The 23870-nt window shown below is 60.5% G+C and carries 23 protein-coding genes and 1 tRNA gene; 10 read left to right on the forward strand and 14 right to left on the reverse strand.

The window, feature by feature from the left end:
- Positions 1–173: 173 nt before the first annotated feature.
- Positions 174–1445 carry an MgtC/SapB family protein gene (locus C934_RS0116085; protein WP_018857683.1) on the forward strand — a complete coding sequence of 424 codons (1272 nt, stop codon included), beginning with the start codon at positions 174–176 and terminating at the stop codon, positions 1443–1445.
- Between the two features lie 40 nt (positions 1446–1485).
- Here the strand turns inward: C934_RS0116085 and C934_RS0116090 are convergent, their stop codons facing one another.
- Positions 1486–2136 carry a TetR/AcrR family transcriptional regulator gene (locus C934_RS0116090; protein WP_018857684.1) on the reverse strand — a complete coding sequence of 217 codons (651 nt, stop codon included), beginning with the start codon at positions 2134–2136 and terminating at the stop codon, positions 1486–1488.
- A 208-nt stretch (positions 2137–2344) separates the two neighbouring features.
- Here C934_RS0116090 and C934_RS0116095 point away from each other — a divergent pair, with 208 nt between their 5' ends.
- Positions 2345–2833, forward strand: a complete 489-nt coding sequence (locus tag C934_RS0116095) for an anthrone oxygenase family protein (RefSeq protein ID WP_018857685.1) — start codon at positions 2345–2347, stop codon at positions 2831–2833.
- 43 nt (positions 2834–2876) lie between these two features.
- Here C934_RS0116095 and pyrC read toward each other — a convergent pair whose 3' ends face one another.
- The 6 genes from pyrC to C934_RS0116125 all read right to left on the reverse strand — a co-directional run bounded on the left by pyrC (position 2877) and on the right by C934_RS0116125 (position 8122).
- Positions 2877–3917: a dihydroorotase gene (pyrC, locus tag C934_RS0116100; RefSeq protein ID WP_018857686.1), complete on the reverse strand. Its 1041-nt coding sequence runs from the start codon at positions 3915–3917 to the stop codon at positions 2877–2879.
- 90 nt (positions 3918–4007) lie between these two features.
- Positions 4008–4358 (reverse strand): DUF805 domain-containing protein, encoded by a 351-nt coding sequence (locus C934_RS0116105; RefSeq protein WP_018857687.1) that lies wholly within the window; start codon positions 4356–4358, stop codon positions 4008–4010.
- A gap of 117 nt (positions 4359–4475) precedes the next feature.
- Positions 4476–5102: a nucleoside triphosphate hydrolase gene (locus tag C934_RS0116110; protein WP_018857688.1), complete on the reverse strand. Its 627-nt coding sequence runs from the start codon at positions 5100–5102 to the stop codon at positions 4476–4478.
- On the reverse strand, positions 5099–5881 hold the full coding sequence (locus C934_RS0116115) for an ATP-binding cassette domain-containing protein (protein ID WP_018857689.1): 783 nt from the start codon (positions 5879–5881) through the stop codon (positions 5099–5101). The genes C934_RS0116110 and C934_RS0116115 overlap by 4 nt, the downstream gene beginning before the upstream one ends.
- 1 nt (position 5882) lies before the next feature.
- Positions 5883–6947, reverse strand: a complete 1065-nt coding sequence (locus C934_RS0116120; protein ID WP_018857690.1) for an ABC transporter permease — start codon at positions 6945–6947, stop codon at positions 5883–5885.
- A 149-nt stretch (positions 6948–7096) separates the two neighbouring features.
- A complete protein-coding gene (locus C934_RS0116125; RefSeq protein ID WP_018857691.1) occupies positions 7097–8122 on the reverse strand; it encodes a sugar ABC transporter substrate-binding protein in 1026 nt (341 codons plus the stop codon).
- 233 nt (positions 8123–8355) lie between these two features.
- Here C934_RS0116125 and C934_RS0116130 point away from each other — a divergent pair, with 233 nt between their 5' ends.
- Entirely contained in the window at positions 8356–9603 is a 1248-nt protein-coding gene (locus C934_RS0116130; protein ID WP_018857692.1) for an ROK family transcriptional regulator, read from the forward strand.
- Positions 9587–10069 carry an RbsD/FucU family protein gene (locus tag C934_RS0116135; protein ID WP_018857693.1) on the forward strand — a complete coding sequence of 161 codons (483 nt, stop codon included), beginning with the start codon at positions 9587–9589 and terminating at the stop codon, positions 10067–10069. The genes C934_RS0116130 and C934_RS0116135 overlap by 17 nt, the downstream gene beginning before the upstream one ends.
- Before the next feature lie 3 nt (positions 10070–10072).
- Here the strand turns inward: C934_RS0116135 and C934_RS0116140 are convergent, their stop codons facing one another.
- The 4 genes from C934_RS0116140 to C934_RS0116155 all read right to left on the reverse strand — a co-directional run bounded on the left by C934_RS0116140 (position 10073) and on the right by C934_RS0116155 (position 13851).
- Positions 10073–11110: a 4-hydroxyproline epimerase gene (locus C934_RS0116140; RefSeq protein ID WP_018857694.1), complete on the reverse strand. Its 1038-nt coding sequence runs from the start codon at positions 11108–11110 to the stop codon at positions 10073–10075.
- A gap of 763 nt (positions 11111–11873) precedes the next feature.
- Positions 11874–12242: a hypothetical protein gene (locus tag C934_RS0116145; protein WP_018857695.1), complete on the reverse strand. Its 369-nt coding sequence runs from the start codon at positions 12240–12242 to the stop codon at positions 11874–11876.
- A 197-nt stretch (positions 12243–12439) separates the two neighbouring features.
- Entirely contained in the window at positions 12440–12763 is a 324-nt protein-coding gene (locus C934_RS0116150; RefSeq protein ID WP_026371834.1) for a hypothetical protein, read from the reverse strand.
- Positions 12764–12864: 101 nt separating this feature from the next.
- The gene (locus C934_RS0116155; protein ID WP_018857697.1) at positions 12865–13851 is read right to left on the reverse strand and encodes a GlxA family transcriptional regulator; all 987 of its coding nucleotides are present in this window, start codon (positions 13849–13851) and stop codon (positions 12865–12867) included.
- 118 nt (positions 13852–13969) lie between these two features.
- Here C934_RS0116155 and C934_RS0116160 point away from each other — a divergent pair, with 118 nt between their 5' ends.
- The 3 genes from C934_RS0116160 (at position 13970) to C934_RS0116170 (ending at position 16902) form a co-directional block, all read left to right on the forward strand.
- Positions 13970–14542: a cysteine hydrolase family protein gene (locus C934_RS0116160; RefSeq protein WP_018857698.1), complete on the forward strand. Its 573-nt coding sequence runs from the start codon at positions 13970–13972 to the stop codon at positions 14540–14542.
- A 175-nt stretch (positions 14543–14717) separates the two neighbouring features.
- On the forward strand, positions 14718–15188 hold the full coding sequence (locus C934_RS0116165; protein WP_026371835.1) for an aminoacyl-tRNA deacylase: 471 nt from the start codon (positions 14718–14720) through the stop codon (positions 15186–15188).
- Between the two features lie 520 nt (positions 15189–15708).
- Entirely contained in the window at positions 15709–16902 is a 1194-nt protein-coding gene (locus C934_RS0116170) for a succinylglutamate desuccinylase/aspartoacylase family protein (protein ID WP_018857700.1), read from the forward strand.
- 173 nt (positions 16903–17075) lie between these two features.
- Here C934_RS0116170 and C934_RS0116175 read toward each other — a convergent pair.
- From C934_RS0116175 to C934_RS0116185, 3 genes are all read right to left on the reverse strand, one after another.
- A tRNA-Arg gene (locus C934_RS0116175) sits at positions 17076–17152 on the reverse strand.
- A 122-nt stretch (positions 17153–17274) separates the two neighbouring features.
- A complete protein-coding gene (locus tag C934_RS0116180) occupies positions 17275–18798 on the reverse strand; it encodes an ATP-binding protein (RefSeq protein ID WP_018857701.1) in 1524 nt (507 codons plus the stop codon).
- A 156-nt stretch (positions 18799–18954) separates the two neighbouring features.
- Complete coding sequence (locus C934_RS0116185) at positions 18955–20955, reverse strand: methyl-accepting chemotaxis protein (RefSeq protein WP_026371836.1); 2001 nt, start codon at positions 20953–20955, stop codon at positions 18955–18957.
- Between the two features lie 447 nt (positions 20956–21402).
- Here C934_RS0116185 and rpmH point away from each other — a divergent pair, with 447 nt between their 5' ends.
- The 3 genes from rpmH to yidC are packed head-to-tail and all read left to right on the forward strand — an operon-like array spanning position 21403 to position 23756.
- On the forward strand, positions 21403–21537 hold the full coding sequence (rpmH, locus tag C934_RS0116190) for a 50S ribosomal protein L34 (RefSeq protein ID WP_016552555.1): 135 nt from the start codon (positions 21403–21405) through the stop codon (positions 21535–21537).
- A 21-nt stretch (positions 21538–21558) separates the two neighbouring features.
- Complete coding sequence (gene rnpA / locus C934_RS0116195; RefSeq protein WP_007802014.1) at positions 21559–21960, forward strand: ribonuclease P protein component; 402 nt, start codon at positions 21559–21561, stop codon at positions 21958–21960.
- Positions 21960–23756: a membrane protein insertase YidC gene (gene yidC, locus C934_RS0116200; protein WP_018857703.1), complete on the forward strand. Its 1797-nt coding sequence runs from the start codon at positions 21960–21962 to the stop codon at positions 23754–23756. The genes rnpA and yidC overlap by 1 nt, the downstream gene beginning before the upstream one ends.
- Positions 23757–23870: the final 114 nt, after the last annotated feature.

A 23870-nucleotide genomic window follows, 5' to 3' on the forward strand; every position in this document is an offset into this window, starting at 1 on the left:
GCGATTCCACGCCGTCGATGAGGGCAAAAAACGCGACAGCGCTTGAAGACGTCGGCCGGGCATCCGTCCAGAGGTGCCTGAAGGCACCGCCTTCGTTGCGCTGAGCCAGCAATGCATCAATTCTTTCAGTTATTTGCGCTTGCGCGCCGGCGCGGCGGCGATATCGTCACGTCATGGAGCATATTGAGGTTTTTCAGCGGCTCGGCGTCGCCCTTGCTATTGGCCTGCTCGTCGGGGTCGAGCGGGGATGGCAGGAGCGCGACATTCGCGCTGGCGGCAGAGCGGCGGGCATCCGGACGTTCGGCCTTACCGGTTTTCTCGGCGGAATAGCCGGAACGCTTCAAGCGATGACCGGCCCATTTTTGCCTGCGACGATCGCCATGCTTCTGGGGGCCATTTACATTGCCGGCAAGTGGCAGGAGACGAAGGAAAACGAAGACTACAGCATCACCTCGGTCGTGGCCGCCCTGGTGGTGTTCGGGCTCGGCTTTCTGGCAGCTGTCGGCGACATCGTTACCGCGGCAGCCGGCGGTGTCGCAACGACGGTCATTCTTGCGGCTCGCCATAGCCTGCATGGCTTCCTCAGAGGATTGACGTGGGTGGAGCTCCGCTCGGCGCTGGTGCTGCTTGCAATGACCGTCATCGCCTTGCCGCTGTTGCCTAACAGGGCGTTGGATCCCTGGGGCGCGCTCAACCCCTACTCGCTCTGGCTGCTGACGATCACCATCGCAGCCCTGTCCTTCGCCGGCTATGCCGCCATTCGATTGATGGGCCCGGGCCGTGGCGTTCTGCTGGCAGGTGCCGCGGGCGGGCTTGTCTCGTCCACCGCCTTGACGCTTTCCTTCGCCCGCTATTCGGCGCAGGCGCCGGAGGGCGCACGCCACCTTGCGGCAGGGGCAGGCATTGCCGGCGCCCTCTCCTTCGCCCGCGTTCTCGTCATCGCCAGCGCGCTTTCCTTCACCTTGCTGGCGCCCCTCGCCGCCGCGCTGGTCCCTGCAATCATCGGTTTCCTGGCAGCGGCGCTGTTTTCGGTCTGGCGTTCGGAGACCGCGACAAAGGCGCCGGAGATCGACCTCAAGAACCCCTTCGAGCTCACCACGGTCATTTCCTTTGCTCTGCTGCTCGGCCTGATCAGTCTCGTGTCGAAGATCGCGATCGAATATGTCGGCCCGTCCGCGCTCTTCGTCGTGGCGGCGATCTCCGGCCTCGTCGACGTCGATGCCATCACGCTATCCACCGCGCGCCTCGCCGGCTCGACGATCGACGTGATTAAGGCGGCTGACGTCATTCTGATCGCCGTCGCGGTCAACGCGGTGACAAAGGTGGTGCTTGCCTTCACCGCCGGCCGGCGGGAATACGCGATGGCGCTCGGGCTGGCTTCGGTCGTGGCGGTCGCGCTCGGAGCCATCGGCTATTTCGCGGCGCGCAGCTTTTTGCCGGCCTGAACAATTGGACCGGCGTGACCAGTTCCACCAGTCGCCGTGACTACGACAACCGGCCGATATCGATCGGGAGCATTCGCTGGTAAAGCGCAATCGCAGCCCGTCCCTCGGTATCATCCAGCGAGATCGCATAGCGGACGGCGGCTGCCAGCAGCTGCATGGTCAGCCTGGCAATGGCGACAAGTTCGCCCTTGCTCCGCCCTGGTTCCAGCGTGGCGAGAACCGAAAGCAACGCCTGGGCATGAAACTCCATGTCCTCGGCATCGATCTGTTGCAGTAGCCGATCGGCCTGGGTGGCGACCCAGATATCGCGCATCACCGGCTCTTGCCGGAAGAAGTCGTAATACTGGTCGGCGATGTTACAAAGTGCCTGCCGCAGTGTCGCCGCGTCCCTTACCGCCGCAAGCTCGGCTTCGACGCAGGCCCTGCCCTGCTCGTTGAAGCGTTCGGCCAGTGTGCGGATGATCGAGCTTTTGTCCGGGAAATACTGGTAGAGCGCCCCGAAGGATAGCTCTGCCTTTTCAACGATCTCGCTCACCTTCAGCGCATCGCTGCCATTCTTTTCGATGAGCTCGAGCGCCACCGAAAGGATCTTCTCGAAGCGCTCCCGCCCGCGCTTCTGCTGCGGAATCCTGCGCGGTTGGCCGGTTGATTCCGGCTGTCTTCTACGGCTCACGGAAACCTCTTCGCCCATTCCACTCTCCGTTTTTTTCTTGACGATGAAAATAAGAGAGCTTATCTCATTTTACAAATGAGAGACTTTCTCTTGTTTTTGCCGGAGGAGTATTCTTATGCGGCATTCCATTCTCATCGACGCGCGGGACCCAGTAATTTTTCGACCGCCCCGCCAAGGATTTTCGGCCCCATCTGCGTGATGCTGCCGCCAATGGCCCGTGGAGGATATGAACATGACACTGGTTCTCTGGATCGTTCTGGCGGCTGCTGCGATCGGTAGCGGCCTCGTCGCCGGCATCTTCTTTGCCTTTTCGACCTTCATCATGACGTCGTTCGCCCGCATTCCCGCCGAACAGGGCATAGCGGCCATGAACTCCATCAACGTCACGATCGTGCGCTCGCCCTTCATGCTGCTTTTCGTGCCGACCGCGGTCCTCTGCCTTGTGATCGCTGCCTTCGCATTCTTCAACTGGCGCGAAGGCATCAGCGTCTGGATGCTGGCCGGAGCGGTGCTCTATATCTTTGCATCGTTCCTCTCGACGATCGTCTTCAACGTGCCGATGAACGACGCGCTGGCGAAAGTCGGTGGTGGCGGCGCCGAGGCGACCGCGCTCTGGGCGAGCTATCTCAAGGATTGGACGTGGTGGAACCATGTGAGGACAATCGCCTCGCTGCTCGCATCCATGGCCTTCGTCCGCGCCTTGATGCTCATCTAAGCGGGAGGGACTGCAGTCCGCGCAAAATTGCCAATGGAAAGCTTTAGCGTTCGACATCCCAATGGAGCGGGAACATCGGATCGAAAACCGTAACGGAGCCAGCGCCGGTTTCGATCTTGGCGGGAAAACTGACGGGTTCGTTACGCTTGACCAGCGTTATTTTCTCTTCATTGACCGGCAGGTCATACCAGGCAGGGCCGTTCAGCGACGCGAAGGCTTCGAGCTTGTCGAGCGCATTCTCCTGCTCGAAGACATGCGCAAGGCAACTCATCGTATTGATCGAAGTATAGATGCCGGCGCAGCCGCAGGCACATTCCTTCAAGGGATCGACATGCGGCGCCGAATCCGTACCGAGGAAGAAGCGCGGATCGCCGCTTGTTGCAGCGGCACGCAGCGCAAGACGATGGTTTTCGCGCTTGGCCACCGGCAGGCAATAGTAATGCGGGCGAATGCCGCCGACGAGGATGGCGTTGCGGTTGATGATCAGGTGGTGGGTGGTGATCGAGCCTGCGAGACCACCCTTCGCGGACTTGATGTAGTCGATGCCGTCCTTCGTGGTGACGTGCTCCATCGTCACCTTGAGTTCGGGCAAGCGCTTGCGGATCGGATCGAGCACCGTCTCGATGAACACCGCTTCACGGTCAAAGATGTCGACCTCAGGCGTCGTCACCTCCCCGTGAACGCAGAGCGGCAGGCCGATCTTGGCCATGCGCTCCAGCACCGGCATCGCCTTTTCGATATCACGCACCCCGCCATGTGAATTGGTCGTGGCACCGGCCGGGTAGAGCTTGACCGCCGTGATCAGCCCACTCGTCTTACCGACCTCGACATCATCGGGATTCGTATGTTCCGTCAGGTAGAGCGTCATCAACGGCTGGAATATGTCGCCCTTCGGCAGCGCCGCCATGATGCGGCCGCGATAAGCTTCGGCATCCGCCGTGGTCACCACCGGCGGCACGAGGTTCGGCATGATGATCGCGCGGGCAAAGTCGCGGCTGGTATCGCCGATCACCCCTTCCAGCATGGCGCCGTCCCGCAGGTGCAGGTGCCAATCATCGGGGCGACGGATGGTAATCGATTGCATGCGCTGGAACTCCGGAGGCTGGCCTATAAGGTTCAGCCCTGCGCATTATCACCCCGAAGCGGGCCATGGCAAACACTTTGCCCGCGACACTCAGGCTGGTGCTGCACCATATTCGTTGGAGCCGGGCGTGCCGGGGGTGAGATACCACACGAGCAGAACGATCCAGCCCACCAGCGGAATGATGCCGACGAGAATCCACCAGCCGGAGCGGCCGATATCATGGAGGCGGCGGACCGCCACGCCGAGACCCGGAAGCAGCACGGCAAGCCCATAGACGGCGCCGAGTATTTCGCGGCCGAAGAGAAGATAGTCGACGGCGCCCAGAATCACCGAGGCGATAACGTTGAAGAGCGCAAACCACCAAAATTCCGGGCGACCGGCGCGGCCGCTGAAAACCGCGTATTTAGAGAAGACTGATGAGACTGCTTCCGTGAAACTCATGCGCTCTTCCTTCATGTCCACACAGGGTGCCAAACCGCAAAAGTTGTATGAAGGTGAGCCTGCAACGATTCCATCAGGCGATGCAAGTCCCGGCATTCAGCCAGACCGCCAGACAGGTCAGGCGATCTCGAGCGTCACATCGGCCCTGCGGCGATTGCCAAGGATCAATCGACCATTAGGCAAATCGTTGCCGTAGACCTTGGCGCTCGCTTCTTCCTCTGTCAGCTTGTAGCCGCGCCAACGCGCCCACAGCCGTTCCTCGAGCACCTCGATCGGCGGGGCGAGCATGACAGAGTAGTCGAAGATACCTTCGAGCTCTGCCCATTTGCCCTGGCTGAAGAGCAGGTAATTGCCCTCGACGATAATGAAGCGATGCTCCGGCGAAACCACACGCGCCGAGGCGATGGCGATTTCCCTGGACCGGTCAAAGACAGGGATCAGCACGTCCTGGTCGGCGGGACGCACGGCCCGGATGATATCGAGAAAGCCCCTGACGTCGAAGGTTTCCGGGATACCCTTGCGCGCCAGAAGACCGCGTTCAATGAGGATGGCATTGTCCATGTGGAAGCCATCCATCGGCAGGACCTCGGCCGTTTCGCCCCTGGCTTTCAGGGCGTCGGCCAGGTTGTCCGCCATGGTGGACTTGCCAGCGCCGGGCGGGCCGGCGATGGCGATCAGGAAGCGCTTGGTGTCACCGGCGCGATCGATGACCTCGCCGGCGATTTCATCGATCGTTGCACTCATGCGGCAACCGGCTCCGTCGGAGCGGCTTTGGCGCCGGTCATGAAGGCGACCGCATCGGACATCGTGTATTCCTTCGGATTGATGACCGTCAGGCGACGACCGAGCCGGTGGATATGGATACGGTCGGCAACCTCGAAGACATGCGGCATGTTGTGCGAGATCAGCACGATCGGCAGACCGCGCGAGCGCACGTCCAGGATCAGTTCCAAGACCTTGCGGCTTTCCTTGACGCCAAGGGCAGCCGTCGGCTCGTCCATGATGACGACCTTGGAACCGAAGGCTGCAGCACGCGCGACCGCCACACCCTGCCGCTGACCGCCCGAGAGCGTTTCGACGGCCTGGTTGATATTCTGGATGGTCATCAGGCCAAGCTCGGAAAGCTTGGTGCGGGCGCGATTCTCCATCTCCGGGCGATCGAGCATGCGAAACCAACTGCCAAGGATGCCCGGCCGACGAATCTCTCGGCCGAGGAACATGTTGTCGGCGATCGAAAGCGCCGGCGATAGAGCGAGGTTCTGGTAGACCGTCTCGATACCGGCATCGCGCGCCTCCATCGGAGACTTGAAATGCACAGGCTTGCCTTCCAGCGTGATCTCGCCCTCATCGGGGCTGATGGCGCCCGAGATCGCCTTGATGAGCGAGGACTTGCCGGCTCCGTTGTCGCCGATGACTGCCAGGATCTCGCCGGGGTACAGATCGAAATCGGCATGATCGAGTGCGGTAACGCGTCCGTAGCGCTTGACCAGACCGCGTGCCGAGAGGAGAGGTTCGTTCGCCATATTACACCGACACCTTTCTGATCCACTGGTCGATTGCGACCGCGGCGATGATAAGCACGCCGGTGAGCAACACCTTCCATTGTGGATCGGCGCCGAGCATGTTGAGGCCCATAGAGACGACGCCGACAATCATCGCGCCGAAGAGTGTGCCGAGGATTGAGCCGCGGCCGCCGAAGAGCGAGATACCGCCGATCACCGTCGCCGTGATGGCCTGCAGGTTATAATCCGTTACCGCAGACGAGGGAGAAATCGAGCCGTTGCGGCCGATGGAGACCCAGGCTGCGAAGGCGGCGATGATGCCAGAGACGGTGTAGACGGTGAGCAGCACGCTCTTGGTCTGAATACCTGAAAGCTTTGCCGCTTCCGGATCATCGCCGACGGCATAGACGTGGCGGCCCCAGGCGGTGTGATTGAGGATGTACCAGAGCGCAAGGACAAGTAGCACCATGGCAATGACGCCGAGCGTCAGGACTGCGCTGCCGAGCCTGAAGCTGATCGCAAAGAAATGCAGCAACGGCGCCTGCGCGTCGACATCGGTGTCGCGGATCGTTTCGTTGGCGGAATAGATGAAGTTCGTGGCCATCACGATGTTCCACGTACCGAGCGTCACGATGAACGGCGGCAGTTTCATGAACGCGACGAGGAAACCGTTCAGGAGACCGCAGAGGCCGCCTACCAGCATGCCGGCCAGCACGGCGATCGGTGTGGGGATGCCATAGGTGATGGCACAATTGCCCATGATGACGGCCGAGATGACCATGATCACACCGATCGAAAGATCGATGCCAGCGGTCAGGATGACCAGCGTCTGCGCGGCCCCCAGGATACCGACGATGGCGATCTGCTGGAGAATGAGCGTCAGCGTGTAGGACGAAAAGAACCGCCCGCCAATCGCGATGCCGAAAATGATGATCGACAGCACCAGCACGATCAGCGGCACAGCGGCCGGTGTCGAGTGCAAGAAATGCTGCGCACGCTTCACAAATGGTACGGCTTGATGTTCAAACGACGCGACATTCTTGTCGCTGCCGTCGAGCACCCGTTCGAAGTCCTGTGCTCCGGTCATTGTTCCTCCTCCGCTTTCGCGCCAAACCGCGCGCGGAAGCCCTGCCCCATATCACACCGGTCTTTGTTTGCCGGTTCCCGAGACAGCAGCCATGGTCGGTCGAAACCGACCGGGGATCAAGCCCCGGCCGGCAGTTTATATCGCGGGATTTAGCCCCAGCACTTGTCGGTGCCGACCTTCGTGTCGATCGACTCGAGGCCTGAGACCGGCTTGTCTGTCACCAGCGAAACGCCGGTGTCGAAGAAGGACTTGCCTTCGGTCGGCTTCGGCTTTTCACCGCTGTCCGCAAACTTCTTGATCGCCTCGATGCCGAGCGAAGCCATCAGCAGCGGATACTGCTGAGAGGTGGCGCCGATGACACCGTCCTTGACGGACTTGACACCCGGGCAACCGCCATCAACCGAAACGATCAGCACGTTCTTTTCCATGCCGACAGCCTTGAGGGCCTGATAGGCGCCGACAGCAGCCGGCTCATTGATCGTGTGGATGACGTTGATGCTCGGATCCTTCTGCAGAAGGTTTTCCATAGCTTTGCGGCCGCCTTCTTCGTTGCCGTTCGTCACGTCGTGGCCAACGATGCGCGCATCGTCCTCGTCGCCGATCTTGTTCGGATCCTTGGTGTCGATGCCAAAGCCCATCATGAAGCCCTGGTCACGCAGAACGTCGACGGTTGGCTGCGACGGCGTCAGATCGAGGAAGCCGACCTTGGCATCCTTTGCCTTGTCGCCAAGCGTTTCCTTGGCCCACTGGCCGATCAGCTTGCCGGCGAGCAGGTTGTCGGTCGCGAACGTTGCGTCGGCAGAATCGGCGGGATCGAGCGGCGTGTCGAGGGCGATCACCAGGAGGCCCGCATCACGTGCCTTCTTGACGGACGGGACAATGCCCTTCGTGTCGGATGCGGTGATCAGGATACCTTTCGCGCCGTCGGCAATGCAGCTTTCGATCGCGGCAACCTGGCTTTCGCTGTCACCGTCGATCTTGCCGGCGTAGGACTTCAACGTCACTCCGAGTTCTTTTGCCTTTGCTGTCGCGCCTTCCTTCATCTTGACGAAGAAGGGGTTGGTGTCGGTCTTGGTGATGAGGCAGGCGGAAACATCCGCGGCCATTGCCGGCGCCGAGAAGGCGACACCGAGGGCGAGCGCGCCAAGCGCTGCGGAAAGCACTGATTTCTTCATTTAATCCTCCCAGAAATAGCCGACCCACCCCCTGGCGGTGCCGGAATTGACGAGCACGAGAACGCTGCAGTCTCGCCGACGGGCCTCCTCCAAGCCGTTCTGTGCCGTTTGACGAGGGTAATTAAGAGCGAAAGAAATCGCCTTGTCAATAAATAAATCCAATTGAATTATTAATTCGCTATGGCATGCTGAGCAAAAATAGCGCATAGGCCACGAGACGGGAGGAGCGGCCAATGTCGTCTTTAGACGGTCCGGTTCACACACCGGCCCAACCGCCTATATCGAGTCCCGCGGGCGGCGCGAACCAGATCAGGGTCCGCGCCTATAACGAGCGGCTTGTGCTGTCGCTGGTGCGCCTTTACGGCTCCCAGTCGAAGGCGGATATCGCACGCCGCACCGGCCTTTCGGCACAGACGGTGTCGGTCATCATGCGGGCACTGGAGAAGGAAGGGCTGCTCTCTCGCGGCGAGCCGGTGCGCGGGCGCGTCGGTCAACCCTCGATCCCGATGCGCCTCAATGCCGACGCCGTTTACTCGTTCGGCGTGAAGATGGGCCGACGCAGCGCCGACCTGGTGCTGATGGATTTCGTGGGCAATATCCGCCTGCAACTTCACCAAACCTATGCCTATCCGCTGCCCGAGGTTTTCCTGGACTTCATTACGTCAGGCATCCGCGAGCTTGAAAGCCGGCTCGACGAGCAGCAGCGCAGCCGCATTGCCGGCATCGGCATCGCAGCACCCTTCGAGCTTTGGAACTGGGAAGAAGAAGTGGGATCGCCCAAAGGCGCGATGGACGTGTGGCGCGACTTCGACCTCCACGCAGAAATCGCCGCCCGCGTGCCCTACCCCGTTTACCTGCAGAACGATGCGACAAGTGCCTGCGGCGCCGAACTCGTGTTCGGTATCGGGCCGTCCTATCCCGATTTCGTTTATTTCTTCATCGGCTCCTTCATCGGCGGCGGTATCGTTCTCAATTCGGCAATCTTTTCCGGTCGCACGGGCACAGCCGGAGCCATCGGCCCCCTTCCCGTTCGCGGCAAGAACGGCGAAACACTGCAGTTGCTCGAAGTTGCCTCGATCTTCGTGCTGGAGAACATGCTGCGCGAGCGCGGCATTGACCCGCAGCCGCTCTGGTATTCGGCCGACGACTGGATCGACTTCGGTGAGCCTCTTGAGACGTGGATCCAGGACACCGCCAAAGCGCTCGCACAGGCAATCGTCGCCGCGGCCTCGATCATCGACTTCAGTGCGGCCGTCATCGACGGTGGCTTTCCCGGATGGGTACGGGAACGGATTGTGCAAGCGACGATCCATGAAGCAGCGATGCTCGATCTGCAGGGCGTTGTCATGCCGGACATTATCGAAGGCGCGGTCGGCGCTCATGCGCGCGCCATCGGCGGCGCCAGCCTGCCGATCTTCGCGCGCTACCTTACGGACCAGAACGTTCTATTCAAAGAGGTCGAATATGCTGAAGGGACTTAACCCGCTTCTGAGCCCGGACCTGCTTTCGACCTTACGCGCCATGGGGCATGGCGACGAAATCGCCATCGTTGACGGCAACTATCCCGGTGTCGAACATGCAAGGCGGCTGATCCGCCTCGATGGCCACGGTATCGTACCCGTGCTCGATGCCGTTCTCAGCGTCCTGCCGATCGACGACTTCGTTCCGGATGCGATTTTCCGGTCGACCGTGAAGGCCGAGCGCGACAAGCTCGACCCTGTTCATGAAGAGATAATCGATTGCTGCGCCCGCCACGACCCACACCGGCAGGTCGTGCCGCTGGTCGGGGCTGACTTCTACAATCGCGTTCGGGCCGCTCACGCCGTCATCCAAACAAGCGAACCGCGACTTTACGCCAACGTCATCCTGCGGAAGGGCGTCATCTACCCAGAGCAGGCGGGCGACCACGCCGTTGAAAAGGCAGAGGTCGACCCCTTTACCTATTGAGCGTCAGATTTCCCCTGCCAATGGCCCCCAGACATCAGTTAGGGCAAAGCCACCCGGATGCGGATCGAAGGGATCGAGCGCGACCTGCGAAAGACCAAAGGTAAAGCCACGCCCGGCGATCGTCGGAATGATCGCGGCACGGCCGGCGACTTCGGTTTCCGCCAGCAGACCGACCTCGAACTCCGAACCAATGATCGAGCGCGACTTGAAGATGTCGCCGACCTTTGCCTCGCCACGCGCATGGCGTGCTGCGAGGTTGGCGGAATTGCCCGTGCCGCAGGGCGAGCGGTCGGCGCGCCCCGGCCACATGGTCGTGCAGGTACGAACGGTGCCGTCCGCCTCGAGGTCGCGGAACATGACGTAGGCAACGCCCGAGATCGCTGGAATTTCCGGATGGACAACCTCGATGCTGCGGTTGATCAGCTCCTTCAGCACCATGCCGGCCTGCACGAGCGCCGCGGCATTGCCCTTCTCGATCGTCAGGTTGATCTGTCCGACATCGACCAGCGCGTAGAAGATGCCGCCGTAGCAGATATCGACCTTGATCTTGCCCCAGTGCGGGGTGTCGACGTCCACGTCGAGCTCATGCACGAAGGACGGAACCATGGTGAGCTTGACCTTCTCGCAGCGCCCGTCGCGGCAGGTCGCCGTCGCCTTGACGAGGCCCGCGGCCGTCTCCAGCGTGACGATGGTTTCCGGCTCCTTCATCTCGACGATGCCGGATTCCAGCAATGCAGTGGTGACGCAGATCGAGTTCGAGCCCGAGCTTGCATGCGCCTGGTCAGGCTGCAGGATGATGAAGGCCGCATCGGCAGCCGGATGCTTCGGCGGCAACAGCAGATTGACGGAGCCGATCGGCGCGCCGCGCGGCTCGAGGCAGAGAAAGCGGCGCAGTTCCTGGCCCTTCGGATCGGTGTTCAGCCAGTTCAGCTGTTCGGCGACCGTATTGCCGGGGATCTTCGGCACACCGCCGATCGCAACCTTGCCGATTTCACCTTCCGCGTGGACATCCAGAAGCTGGATCGTGCGCTTCCATCTCATTCGTCAACTCCTCTCAAGCGCGTGATCTCGCCATCACGCGAATATTGTCCGGCAATATTGTCGACACCCTCCGGCAGCAATCCAGCATTTCGCCGATGAGCTTGGTTCAGATCTCGCCTATCCGCAGGCGTGTGAGTGTCGTTGCAGCCAGTTCTGATATATCAGATCGCAGTCGATTGCCTACGGGGAATCTTCGCCGGTGAAAAACTTCCAGGCGACACTGCGGCTGACGGCATTAAGCCAGCGTATTACCGCAGCTCCGAAAAACTGGGCCGGCACAGCGCTGATGATTTGCAGGAAGGACCGAAAAAGAAAAGAGCCCGGTGCGGGAGGAGGTGCACCGGGCTCTTGATCCTGACTGACAACTGGGAGGAGGAGTGTTGTCAGTCCGATGAAGGAGCGCTGGGAGGAGGAGTGCGCTGCCTTCGAGGTAATAGATAGCCCATTGTTTCGATCAGGAATAGGGAGATTACCGCAATGCAGCATTGCAATGCCCGCATAGCTCCACCAATCTTGCAGCCTCTTTTTGCGGCATATTTGATCGACTGATCAATTTTTCTTAAACAACGTCGGCCGTGAGGTTGTGCCTGCGGCGGCGAGAGACGGCAATCGGGTAACGCCGTCCCGAAACGATCTCGGGGCACCGCAGATCTCCTGGTTGGCCCGGAGACCCCGCAAGCACAGAAAAACATCACCAAAGGTTGAAGGAAGAAGATGACGGAAAGGCGAGAATTCGTCTCGCCTTTCCCTCGGCTCAACCCCATCAATAGCCGTTATCGCATGGCATGCTGCCATCGCCATTGGTGCCGCCAAATGTGTTCTGACAGTAGGTTTGCCGCTGCATCGGCCGTGCCGGTTGAGTGCCGATCGAGCCGGTCGTACCGCCCTCGACACCGAAGGCTGCCAGCGGATACCAGTAGCCATCCGGACCGCGGCGGGTGCCGGGGCGCTCGGTGCGCGAGCCACGATAGCCGTTTAAGTGACCTGCCCGCTGATTGTACTGCACCATCTCAACGTTCGAGGCACTTGGGAGAGGAACCTGCTGCACAGGTGCCGCCTCGACGGGAGTGATTGATGCCAGCGCGAGAAGAGTTCCGGCCGAGAGAGTGGAAGCGAAGCTGAACATTTTCATGATAAATCCTCCTTCTGGATTTACCTTAGAAAAATGCGTTCTACCGTAGCAAAGTTCCGCCATCACACGCGGGTTCCTGCATTCGTGATCGGCAGCGACTGCGCGTGATGTGTGGGTCCTGATTCTTTACAGCGCGCACTCGATCGTGGCATGGCGGATCAAGCGATCCGGACTCGGAACTCAGCAGGCCCGCAAACTCATCTATTTGCGATTCGGTATCCCTGGCTCGACAGGCACGCGACATACTGCCGGTGCGCGGCAGCGGTCGCATTCGCTTCCTCTTGGGCCGGATCGATCGGAGCGCCGGCCATTCCGACGCGCAGTTCGTATTGCTTCTTCGCCTCGCGATACATGAAATTGCCATCGGCGGCGCAGATGTGATGCGCGATGCCCGGCGGATTGAGCGGTGGATCGAAAGGCGTGGCCACGGGCACGAGGGTCGGCGCATTGGCGTCGACGCAACCGGCAAGCGCCGCAACCACCACGCACAACGCAAACGCTCGCCCCATACCCCTCAACATATTCCCTCCGGCCATGCGCCACGAACCGCTGCACGCAGCGCCAAGTTCACCATGGCGTCGCAATATTGCGCCAAGCTAGCGCGTCAGCTCTGCAGCAGCCTTCATGCCCGCCCGGTCAATCCGAAGCGGTTGCGGTAGTCTCCGGGCGATAGCCCCGTGATCTTGTGGAACACCTTTCGGAACGCGCCCGGATCCTCGTAGCCGGCCGCACCCGCAATCTGCTCGACCGTGCGGTTGGAAAACTCCAGCATTTCGCGCGCCTTGCCGATCCGCAGATGCTGGCAATACTCAGTCGGGCGAAGGCCGGTCGCCCTGCGGAAACGACGCAGGAACGTGCGCTCCTCCAGGCGGGCACGCTCCGACATCGCCGCAAGCGTCACTTGGCGCGCACCACTCGCGTGCAGCCAGTGCTGCACCTTGAGGATCTGCTCGTCGCCATGATTGAGACGCGGCGAGAAATTGCTGTAGTAGCGCTGCTCCCTGCCCGGCGGATCGACGAGAAGATAGCGCGCGGTCTCGAGCATGATCGTCGATCCCAACAATCTGTCGACGAGTTTGAGGCCGAGATCGGTCCAGGCCATCAGGCCGCCCGCGGTAATCACGTCGCCATCGTCGATGATAAGCTTGTCGGCGTCGACCCTCACCTCGGGAAAGCGCTGAGCCAGCGCGTCCGCGCAGACCCAGTGGGTCGTCGCCAAACGGTTCGCCAGAAGGCCCGTTTCAGCAAGAAGGAAGGCGCCGACGCAGACGGAACTCAGCGTCGTTCCCTCGGCATGCCGCGCACGAAGCCATTGCGCCAGCGGAGCGGCTTGCTCTGACGTCATCGGGTCGCCGAAGCTCGGCGGCAGGATGAGCACGGCCGGCGATCCGGGAGTGCCGGGTGCCGTATCGAAGACGCGCTCGACCGCTGCCGAGGTTTCTGCCCCTTGCCAATGGCTGACGCGCAGGGCGGGGCCTCCTGACGGCTGCCGGGCAGTTGCGAACCGATTGGCCAGGTGGAAGAGATCGGTCAGACCGTGGACGGCTGCGAGTTGGACGTTCGGATAAAGCAGGATGCCGATCTCGGCCGGCGCGTCGGTTTGGCTCATTTGTCAGTTTTTGCCTCGATAATGTCAATTTCGCCAATCCACACCATGCCGATTCAGACATAGTTTGTCCATCAACGGCCGGGGATCGCCCCCGGAAGAACCGAAAGGACACAAGCACATGAGCAAGCGAGCCCTCATCGTCGTCGACATTCAGAACGACTATTTTCCGGACGGCAAATGGCCGTTGAGCGGTGCCGAGGCGGCTGCCGACAATGCGGCGCGGATCATCGCGGCTGCTCGAGATGCAGGCGATCTTGTCGTTCACGTCAGACATGAGTCGGCGAGCGAGAATGCCGCCTTTTTCATGGCCGGCTCAGAGGGCGCCCAGATTCATCCGAAGGTGCTGAACCGACCCGGCGAGTCCGTCATCGTCAAGAACCATATCAACTCGTTCCGTGAAACGGATCTGAAAGCGACACTCGACCGCCATGGTATCGAGGACGTCACGGTCGTCGGCAGCATGAGCCACATGTGCATCGACGCCGTGACGCGGGCCGCCAACGATTTCGGCTATCGGGTGATGGTCATCCATGACGCTTGCGCAACGCGCGACCTCGAATTCAACGGCACGCTCGTCCCTGCCGCGCAAGCGCATGCGGCCTTCATGGCGGCACTCGCCTTCGCCTACGCCTCCGTGCTCTCGACCAACGAGGCACTCGCCATGCGCGGCGAATTGAGAGCCTCTGCTTAGGCAGGCGGCATCGGGCGCGCCTGCGACGCGGGCTGACCACTGAAGAGCCCAGATGACCGCCATCGTCCCGTGGCGGCGACCAACGGACCGACCGGTCCCGTTCGCCGTTGACTTCACAGATGATGAGAGGAGAATGCCTGTTATGCCTCCCCACGCAATATAAGGGGTGCCCACGATGACGATCGCAAGGAAACTTCAGGATTATATCGACGGTGAGGGTATCGCCTATGATACCGTCCCGCATCATCGCACAGCGACAACCAGCCAATCGGCGCAAGCCGCGCATGTTCCGGGCAGCCGGCTGGCGAAATCCGTCGTCGTGCATCACGAGATGGGCTACGTCCTGGCCGTCGTTCCCAGCACGCACCGGATCGAGCTCAGCACGTTGCAAGATGTCATGGACAGGCGCCTCGGCCTCGCCTCGGAAGATGAGGTTTGCTCGCTCTTCGCCGACTGCGACATTGGCGCTGTCCCACCGATCGGATCGGCCTACAACGTACCTGTGATCCTCGACGAAAGCCTCGGCGATGCCAGTGACGTCTATTTCGAGGGCGGCGACCACACGACGCTGGTGCATATGAGCGGCCCCAGCTTCCGGAACCTGATGAGGGACGCGCAAATCGCCCGCTTCAGTCACCGGCCGTAAGGTCGGGTTAAAGAACCGTTCGCGATTCGATTGCTCTGGCAAGGCAATGCGCTTGACGCATGCCAAGAAGGCAACATTTCGCCGTAGGCAGGCTTGCCCGATCAGCGAGCACTGTGGGCGTGACCGATTTTGGAATGTGGCGCCCTTCGATCCGATTCCCTTTGATCTGCAGCGTCTCGACACCCTCCCCATGACAAAATTGCGAGCCACACCAGGACTACTGGCCGGGATCGGATCCGACATCTTGTGAGTACGTTGCCTGTAGCACTCGAGGGACATGAACGCAGCATCGGGCGAGGTGAAACTGAGAACTGGCACGTGATTGTTATCGCTGTCGATGTCCAGGCATGCCCGCTTCATCTTACTTTCGGATCTTGCCGAGTGAAGCCGCAAGATCGCGAGCCCCGCAAACCTTGCGAGTTCAGCAGCGCACCCTAGTTTGAAATCGTGCGCGACCTTTGCAGTCGATGTGTATGCCGTTGTTCTAATGTAACTTTTCAAACCACAAAGGGCTTCCATCATGCCGGACGAATCTAAAGAAGGCCTCGATCGCCGCCATTTCCTGGTAGCATCCATCGCGACGGTCGGCGCATCCGCCGCCCTTGCCGTCAACGCTGGCGCTGCAAATGCCCAGCAAGCAGCGGCACCCTCTACCAATCAGTCATCAGGAACAGCCTACACCGGCGACGTCATCGACGGGAAGAAAGTCGTCAGCGCGCTTGACGTCAACGACCTGGAGCCCGGCAAGAAGCATGCCCTCTATTTTCAGGGCGTTGAAATGCCCACCGGACAGCACTGGCATGTCTCTGTGGTGGTCGCCAAGGGAACAAAGCCAGGTAAGCGCGCCATCCTTGTCAGTGGTGTGCATGGCGACGAAATGAGTTCTATCCATACAGTCCAGACGGTGATGAACCAGCTCGATCCGGCGGAAATGTCGGGCACGGTGATGGCGGTCACGGACGTGTCCCGCCCAGCCGTCGAAAGCATGCAGCGCAGATGGCCCAATCAGGGCAGAGGCATTGATCTGATCGACATGAACAGGGAGTGGCCCGGGAATGAGAACGGCGCCACCGCGGCCAGCCGGCACGCCGGGCTCCTGTTCAACCGGCTGCTGCGGCCGAACGCCGACTTCGCGATTGACTTCCACACCGGAACAACCGGATTCGAAGTGACAGCGTTTAATATTGGCGGCATGGATCTGCCCGAGGTCAAGGCAATGCTGGAGCTCTATCCGGTCGGCCAGATCTTCGACAACCATGTCTATCCCGGTGTCCTGCATAACGCGTTCATCGACGTGGGAATTCCGGCCTTTACGCCGGAGATCGGCGCTGCGCGGGTGCTGGACCTCGACATGATCTCTCTGTTCGTGGAAGGCACGATGAATGTCCTCAAGCATTACGGCATCGTCGCCGGGTCGATGGGACGCACAGGCAAGGAAGTGAGTGTCTTCGTCGGAAACAGCGCCTTCCCGATTCTTGCCACCGCGGGCGGGATCGTCGAGCATCTGGTCAAGCTGAACGACAAGGTCGAAGCCGGGCAAAAGGTGGCCATACAGCGCAACAGCTTCGGCGAGGTAGTTGCGGAGTATACAAGCGGTGTGGCTGGCGAGATAACGGGTCAACGCAGCGATGCAATGTCCGAGCCCGGCAACCCCTTGGTATTCATCCTTTTCAACAAGCCAACGCCTGAAGGCTCCGAGGCCTATCCCGAATAGTTCACCGTGTAGGCGATCCTTGCTCGTCTTCGCAGGACAAGCATTTGCGACGCTCTTGCGCGCACGCCAAGGGTTTGGCGTGTCCACCTTGCTAGCTGCCACACGGCGAGACGCAGAGGCTCTCGTCGAAACAAAGCCGCAGCTTCACAGCATTTTCGTCTTAATGATGGGAATGGCGCACCCGAAGAGATTCGAACTCCTGACCCCCAGATTCGTAGTCTGGTGCTCTATCCAGCTGAGCTACGGGTGCGTGCCGGAAGCGGTCAAACCGCTTGCGTGGGCGGTTCTCTAAAGGGTCCTTTGAGGGATTGCAATAGGCATTCTGAAAAAATCGCGACTTTGGTGGTGCAGAGCTGAAATGCGAAAAATGCATCACTTTTCTTGGAGTGCTCGGCCGCGATAATCGTCCAGGGATACCGGGCGGTCCGGAATTTCGATGCGGAACTGCGTTCCGACCGAGGGTTTTTCCACAAGAGCGATCGTGCCGCCGTGGGCCAGCACCAGTTCGCGGGCGATTACCAGGCCGAGGCCCGTGCCGCCGGAGCGGGCTGAGCCGCGGAAGGCTGCGAAGAGATTCTGTCTGGCTTTCTGCGGCATGCCGGGGCCAGTGTCGTCGACTATGATGCTGACGACGCTGCCGACACGTTGGGCCGAAACCGTGATTCGCTTGATGCCATCCGGTCCCCGCCCCGCGCCAGGCACGCTCAACGCCTGCACGGCGTTGCGGCAGAGATTGTGGATAACCCGGAACAGTTGCTCGCTGTCTGCATCGACCTCAAGGTCGGGCGCCATCTGTTCGACGAATTCAATGTCGCTCTGGGCATCGACCGCGAGCATGTCCTTGACGTCCTGTGTCAGGTCGAAAAGCCGGACGCGGCGCCTGCGCGGAGCGGCCTCGCTTGCCTGGCCATAGGACAGGACCTCGGTCGTATAGCCGACAGCGCGGTCGATCGTGCGCAGCAGCTTTGGCGCGAAGGCCTTCACCATAGGATCGTCGACGTCCACGAGGCGGTCCGACATCAGCTGCGCCGAGGCCAGGATGTTGCGCATGTCGTGATTGATCTTGGAGACGGCAAGCCCCAGGGCAGCAAGGTTCTTCTGCTGCTTCAGCGTCTTCTGCAGCTCCATCTGCATCGAGGTCAGGTGTCGGCCGGCAACCGCAAGCTCATCGCGCCCGCCATCGCCGACAAAGACGTTCTGCGGATTTTCCGGATCGGAGGAGAATTGCTGCATGCTGCCCGTCAGCTTGCGAATCGGCCGGATCAGGATCCGGTTGATCGCGAAGAAAACCAGTGTCGCGGTGAACATCGAAATCAGAATGGACAACAGAAAGACGTTGCGTGAATAGACCAGCATCGCATTGCGGAGGTGCTTGTCCTTCATCAGCACTTCCACGCCGGTATTGGTGTCCTGCACCGGGCCATAGACGCGGATCATGCGATTGCCGCCGAAAATCATCGTATCGAGCGCATCGCGGATCGCGATCATCGGCGGCACGTCGGTCAGATCATACTGTTCGTCAACGGAGGTCGGCATATCCGTCGTCGCAAGCAGACGCGAGGTGCCCTCTTTCCGCAAGACGATCGCCTTGGTGCCGGTCGCCTCCAAAGTTTCCTTCTGTAAGGCGCGCGGCAACTCCACCGGCTGCAGGCCATCGATAACGATCGCGGCCGCGGCCGCGGCGTTCAACCGCTCATCCAGCCAGCGCAGACGCATACTGGCAACCGAGGGGAAGAAGATCAGAACCTCGGCCAGCATGATGCAGACAACCGTCAGCCACAGCAGCTTGCCGGAGAGCCCGCCGAACTTTCCGGACGGGCGGTGCTCCTCCCTGTTGGTCTCGTTCCCTGCAGCACCGCTCTGGGGAAGATTCTCGCCTTGATCGTTGGCTTGCATCGTCTTTCGTCCGCTCGGCGCCAGGCGCCCTTCGCGACTTCTATATTAGCCGATGGCGGTCCGCTTTCAAATCTTTGAGAGCAACGCCGCTTGCGACAAAAGGAAACGCCGCCCCGAGGCGGCGTTTCCGATCGGTCGAAAGAGGAAGAGGGCTGATCAGAACTCTTCCCAATTCTGCTCGGCGACGGCGGCATTGCCGGCGAATGCGCGTGCTACGGTCCCCATGGCGCGGCGCGCTGGTGAGGCCACCGGACGATGCTCCTGTTGGCGCGCAACGGCGACAGGAGCCGCGGCCGGCACGTTCGAAACCTTGAAGCGCGAGATGAGGCGGACGAGGCCGTCGGCTTCGCCGGAGAGCTTGTGCGTTGCCGCGGAGGTTTCCTCGACCATGGCGGCGTTCTGTTGCGTCACCTGGTCCATCTGGTTGATGGCCGTGTTGACCTCCTTGAGGCCGGTCGACTGCTCCTTCGCGGCAGTCGCGATCGAGTGAATATGGTCGTTGATCGCGTTGACGCGGCTTTCGATCTGGGACAGCGCCTCGCCGGTGGCCTGAACGAGCTTCACGCCGACCTGGACTTCGTCCCCCGACTTGGTGATCAGGCCCTTGATGTCCTTTGCGGCAGTTGCCGAGCGCTGCGCCAGTTCGCGGACCTCCTGGGCGACGACGGCAAAGCCCTTGCCCGCCTCGCCGGCACGCGCGGCTTCGACACCGGCATTGAGGGCGAGCAGGTTCGTCTGGAAGGCGATCTCGTCGATGACGTTGATGATCTGGCTGATTTCGCGCGAGGCCTGCTCGATGCGGCCCATGGCGTCGACGGCATTGCGGACGACAACGCCCGATTTGCCGGCATCGTCCTTGGCCTCGGACACCATGACGCTGGCCTCCTGCGCGCGCTCTGTCGAATTGTTGACCACGGCCGTGATCTCATCGAGGGCTGCCGAGGTTTCCTCGAGAGCCGCTGCCTGCTGCTCGGTGCGCTTGGAGAGGTCGTCGCTTGCGGCGCGCAGCTCGTTGGTGTTTCCGTGGAAGCCTTCTGCCGTTTCGCGGACTTCGCGTATGGTCGTTTGAAGGGTGGCGAAGGTGCTGTTGACGTTCTGCTGCAGTTCGGCGAAGGCGCCGTGGAAGCTGCCGCGCATCGTCTGCGTCAGGTCGCCTTCCGCCAGGCTTGCAATTACGCGGCGTGTTTCGCCGACACCGGCATCGATACTCGAGAGCAGCTGGTTGATGTTGGTGGCGAACTGGTTGAGGTTCTCGTCACCATAGTCCTTTTCGATGCGGCGGCTGAAGTCGCCGGCAGCTGCGGAAGCCACGACCACGGACATGCTGGACTGCAGATCGTCGCTCTTGGCACGCATGGCGGCCTCCTGCGCGTTCATGCGGCGGACGGCGAGACCGTTTTCCTTGAAGACGGCAACGGCCGCAGCCATCTCACCGATTTCATCCTGACGGCCGGCAAACGGCACGTCGGCATCAAAATTGCCGTCAGCCACTTCCTTGATCGCCTGGGTAACCTTGTTGATTGGACGGCTAAGCTGGATCGTGCCGATGTAGAAGCCCATGCCGATACCAGCCGTGACGCCGACAACACTGATCGCGATCACGAGCCACAAGATTGAGGTGCGCGAGCTTTCGACGAGAGCATTGACAGCGTCCAGAGTCGCCTTGTCGGTGGCCACGACAGCGTCGATTTCGGCCTGGAAGGCTTTGCGGTTGGCGCGGTTGGCATCGTTGTTGCCTTGCTCGCTGGCAGCCTGCGGACTCACTTCCGTGCCGAGACGCGCTGTTTCGGTGCGGAATGTCCGGAATTCCTTGGCACGTTCAACCAGCTTGGCAAAGGCACCCTTCTGACTTTCGGGAACGAGCGGGGTCCAGGAGGCGATCACATTGTCGATCTGGTCGAGGTTCGCAAGCAGTCCCTTGGCGAAGGTAGCGGCCTCCTTCGTCGTGGGCGCACTGTAAATTCCGCGTGCTTCCATGACCGTCGCCGTCACAAAACGGTTAAGGCGCTCACCGGCGTAGGCGCGATCAGATGCGTCTTCGTAAGCCGACAGATTAGTATCGTATTGATGCACGGCCCAAAGCGCCGTCGCCCCGATCAGCAATGCAACGCCACACATGGCGGAAACAAGCAGATTGATCTTACCTCGAATTTTCAAAGGAAAAGCCCCCCAAAGACTGATGACAAGCCGGGAAAGCATTCCGGCCGATAGCTAAAATTGGCCCAAATAAATTAACGTTAGATTTCGGGTGTTTGGCTGCAGCACTACAAAAAATTACCCGTACTTAATCGCCGCCGCTTCGCTTTTTGCGCGCAGAAGCGTTAGACGCTGGGCAGGATGCGTGCTGTAGTTGAAACTTGAGAAAAATATTACGCCAGCGCATGGCTCACTGCTTGTCACAATGATTAATGCGCTTCACTAAATCTTGTACTCCGGGCGCAAACTCGGAAATTCCCGGCGATAATTGACTTTGGGGCCCTTCATCCGTATAAGCCGCCGCACGTCCGGTCATATAAGGCTTTCGTTAGCCTCGCCCGTTCGAAAAACAACGCTCCTTGCAATATGCAAATTCAAGAAGGGCCGCACTCCGCGGTGTTTAAATAAATGAAGCGTACCTACCAACCATCCAAGCTTGTCCGCAAGCGCCGCCACGGTTTCCGTGCACGTATGGCCACCAAGGGCGGCCGTAAGGTCATCGTTGCTCGCCGCGCACGCGGTCGCAAGCGTCTTTCGGCCTAAGGCCGAATTGCCCGATAAGAGATGGCGGGCGAATTGACGACCAATAACAAGAAAATGACTGCCGGGCGGCTGAAAAGCCGCCCGCAGTTTCTTGCTGTCCGCCAGGGCGAAAAACGAAAAGGCGGTTTCTTCCTGCTTGAGGTGCTCGACCGGAAGGAGCCGGAGACCGAAGCCCGCGTCGGCTTCACCGTCACCAAGAAACACGGCAACGCGGTCGAACGAAACCGCATGCGGCGGCGCCTGAAAGAGGCGGTGCGACTTCATGCAGGGTTTGCAATGCAGCCCGGACACGACTATGTGGTTGTCGCGCGAAGGGACGTGCTGAAAGCATCCTTCAAAGAATTAGCCGCAGAGCTCAAAACTCGCGTCGAGACCAAGCCGAAACACAAGCGGTCCGGAGACGGCCGCCCCAGGAACGTATGATGCAAAACAACCGCAATTATTTCATTGCGATCGCTCTCTCAGTGCTGATCGTTCTCGGCTGGCAGTTCCTCTATATGAATCCGCGCATCGAGGCTCAGCGCAAGGCGGAGCTTGCCCAGAAGGCACAGCAACACACCGAGCAAGTGCAGACGCCTGCGCCCGGCGGCGCAACGACGGCGCAGCCGAACGGGGCGGCTCCCACCGACCAGGTTCCGGCGGTGGCGTCGATTGCAGATGCTCTTGCGAAGAACCCGCGCATCACGATCGATACGCAGGCACTTTCCGGTTCGATCAACCTTGTCGGCGCCCGTCTGGACGACCTCCGGCTCAAGCGCTACCACGAGACAGTCGACGACAGCAGCCCGATCATCACCCTGCTCAGCCCCTCCGAAACGAAGGACGGGTACTTTGCCGAACTCGGCTATATCGGTGGCGACGCGACCGGCAGCGTGCCGGGTCCCTCGACGGTGTGGACAGCGCCGGCTGACGCAAAGCTGACCGAAAAGACCCCGGTCACGCTTACTTACACCAATGACAGGGGCGTCACCTTCGCGCGCACCATTTCCGTTGACGAGAACTACATGTTCACGGTCACGGACAAGATCACCAATGCCGGTCAGGCTCCGGTCGCACTTTCCGGCTACGGGCGCATCACGCGCTACAACAAGCCGGCTGTCGCCTCCACCTATGTTCTGCATGAAGGTTTCATCGGTGTTATCGGCGAAGATGGACTTGTCGAAAGCAAGTATACCGCCGTTGAAAAAGAAGCCGTCAATATGGCGAACGCAACCGGGGGCTGGCTCGGGATCACCGACAAATATTGGGCAGCGACGCTCATCCCGCCTCAGCAGACCCCCTTCGACGCCCGCTTCAGCCACTTCACGGACGGACAACCGCGTTTCCAGGCGGACTACAAGCAGAATGCGGTCACCGTCGCGCCCGGACAGTCGACTGAGCTCAAGAACCTGATTTTTGCCGGCGCCAAGGTCGTTCCTGTCATCGACAACTACAAGGATACGTATCAGATCCCTCGCTTCGATCGCCTGATCGACTGGGGCTGGTTCTACTTCCTGACGAAGCCGATGTTCAGGCTGATGGACTTCTTCTTCCATTACTTCGGCAACTTCGGCGTCGCGATCCTGCTGACCACCATCGTCGTCAAGGCGCTGTTCTTCCCGCTCGCCAGCAAGCAGTACGCTTCGATGGCGAACATGAAGCGTGTTCAGCCGAAGATGGAAGAGCTGAAGGCTAAGTTCGGCGACGACCGCATGGGCCTGCAACAGGCGACGATGGCGCTCTACAAGGAAGAGAAGATCAATCCGATCGCCGGTTGCTGGCCGATCGCGCTGCAGATCCCGATCTTCTTCTCGCTCTACAAGGTGATCTACATCACCATCGAGATGCGCCACGCGCCGTTCTTCGGCTGGATCCAGGACCTTTCGGCGCCCGATCCGACCTCGTTCATCAACCTTTTCGGCCTGTTGCCGTTTGCCGCTCCGACCTTCCTGCATCTCGGCGTCTGGCCGCTGATCATGGGTGTGACGATGTTCCTGCAGATGCGCATGAACCCGACCCCGCCGGATCCGACACAGGCGATGATCTTCAACTGGATGCCGCTGGTCTTCACCTTCATGCTGGCAAGCTTCCCGGCTGGCCTGGTCATCTACTGGGCCTGGAACAACACGCTTTCGGTCATCCAGCAGGGCGTGATCATGCGCCGCCATGGCGTGAAGATCGAGCTCTTCGACAATCTGAAGGGGCTCTTCAAACGAAAGCCGGCTCCGACAGAGAAATGACGAAAGCCCCGCTCCGGCGGGGCTTTTCATTTGTACCCCGCCGCGGTGTCCGACGACTGTGCGGTTGACAAAATCGCCTGGAACCTGAATGCCATAGGCACACTGGATTTTGCT

Source organism: Rhizobium sp. 42MFCr.1, from assembly GCF_000377185.1.
Lineage (GTDB): Bacteria > Pseudomonadota > Alphaproteobacteria > Rhizobiales > Rhizobiaceae > Rhizobium > Rhizobium altiplani.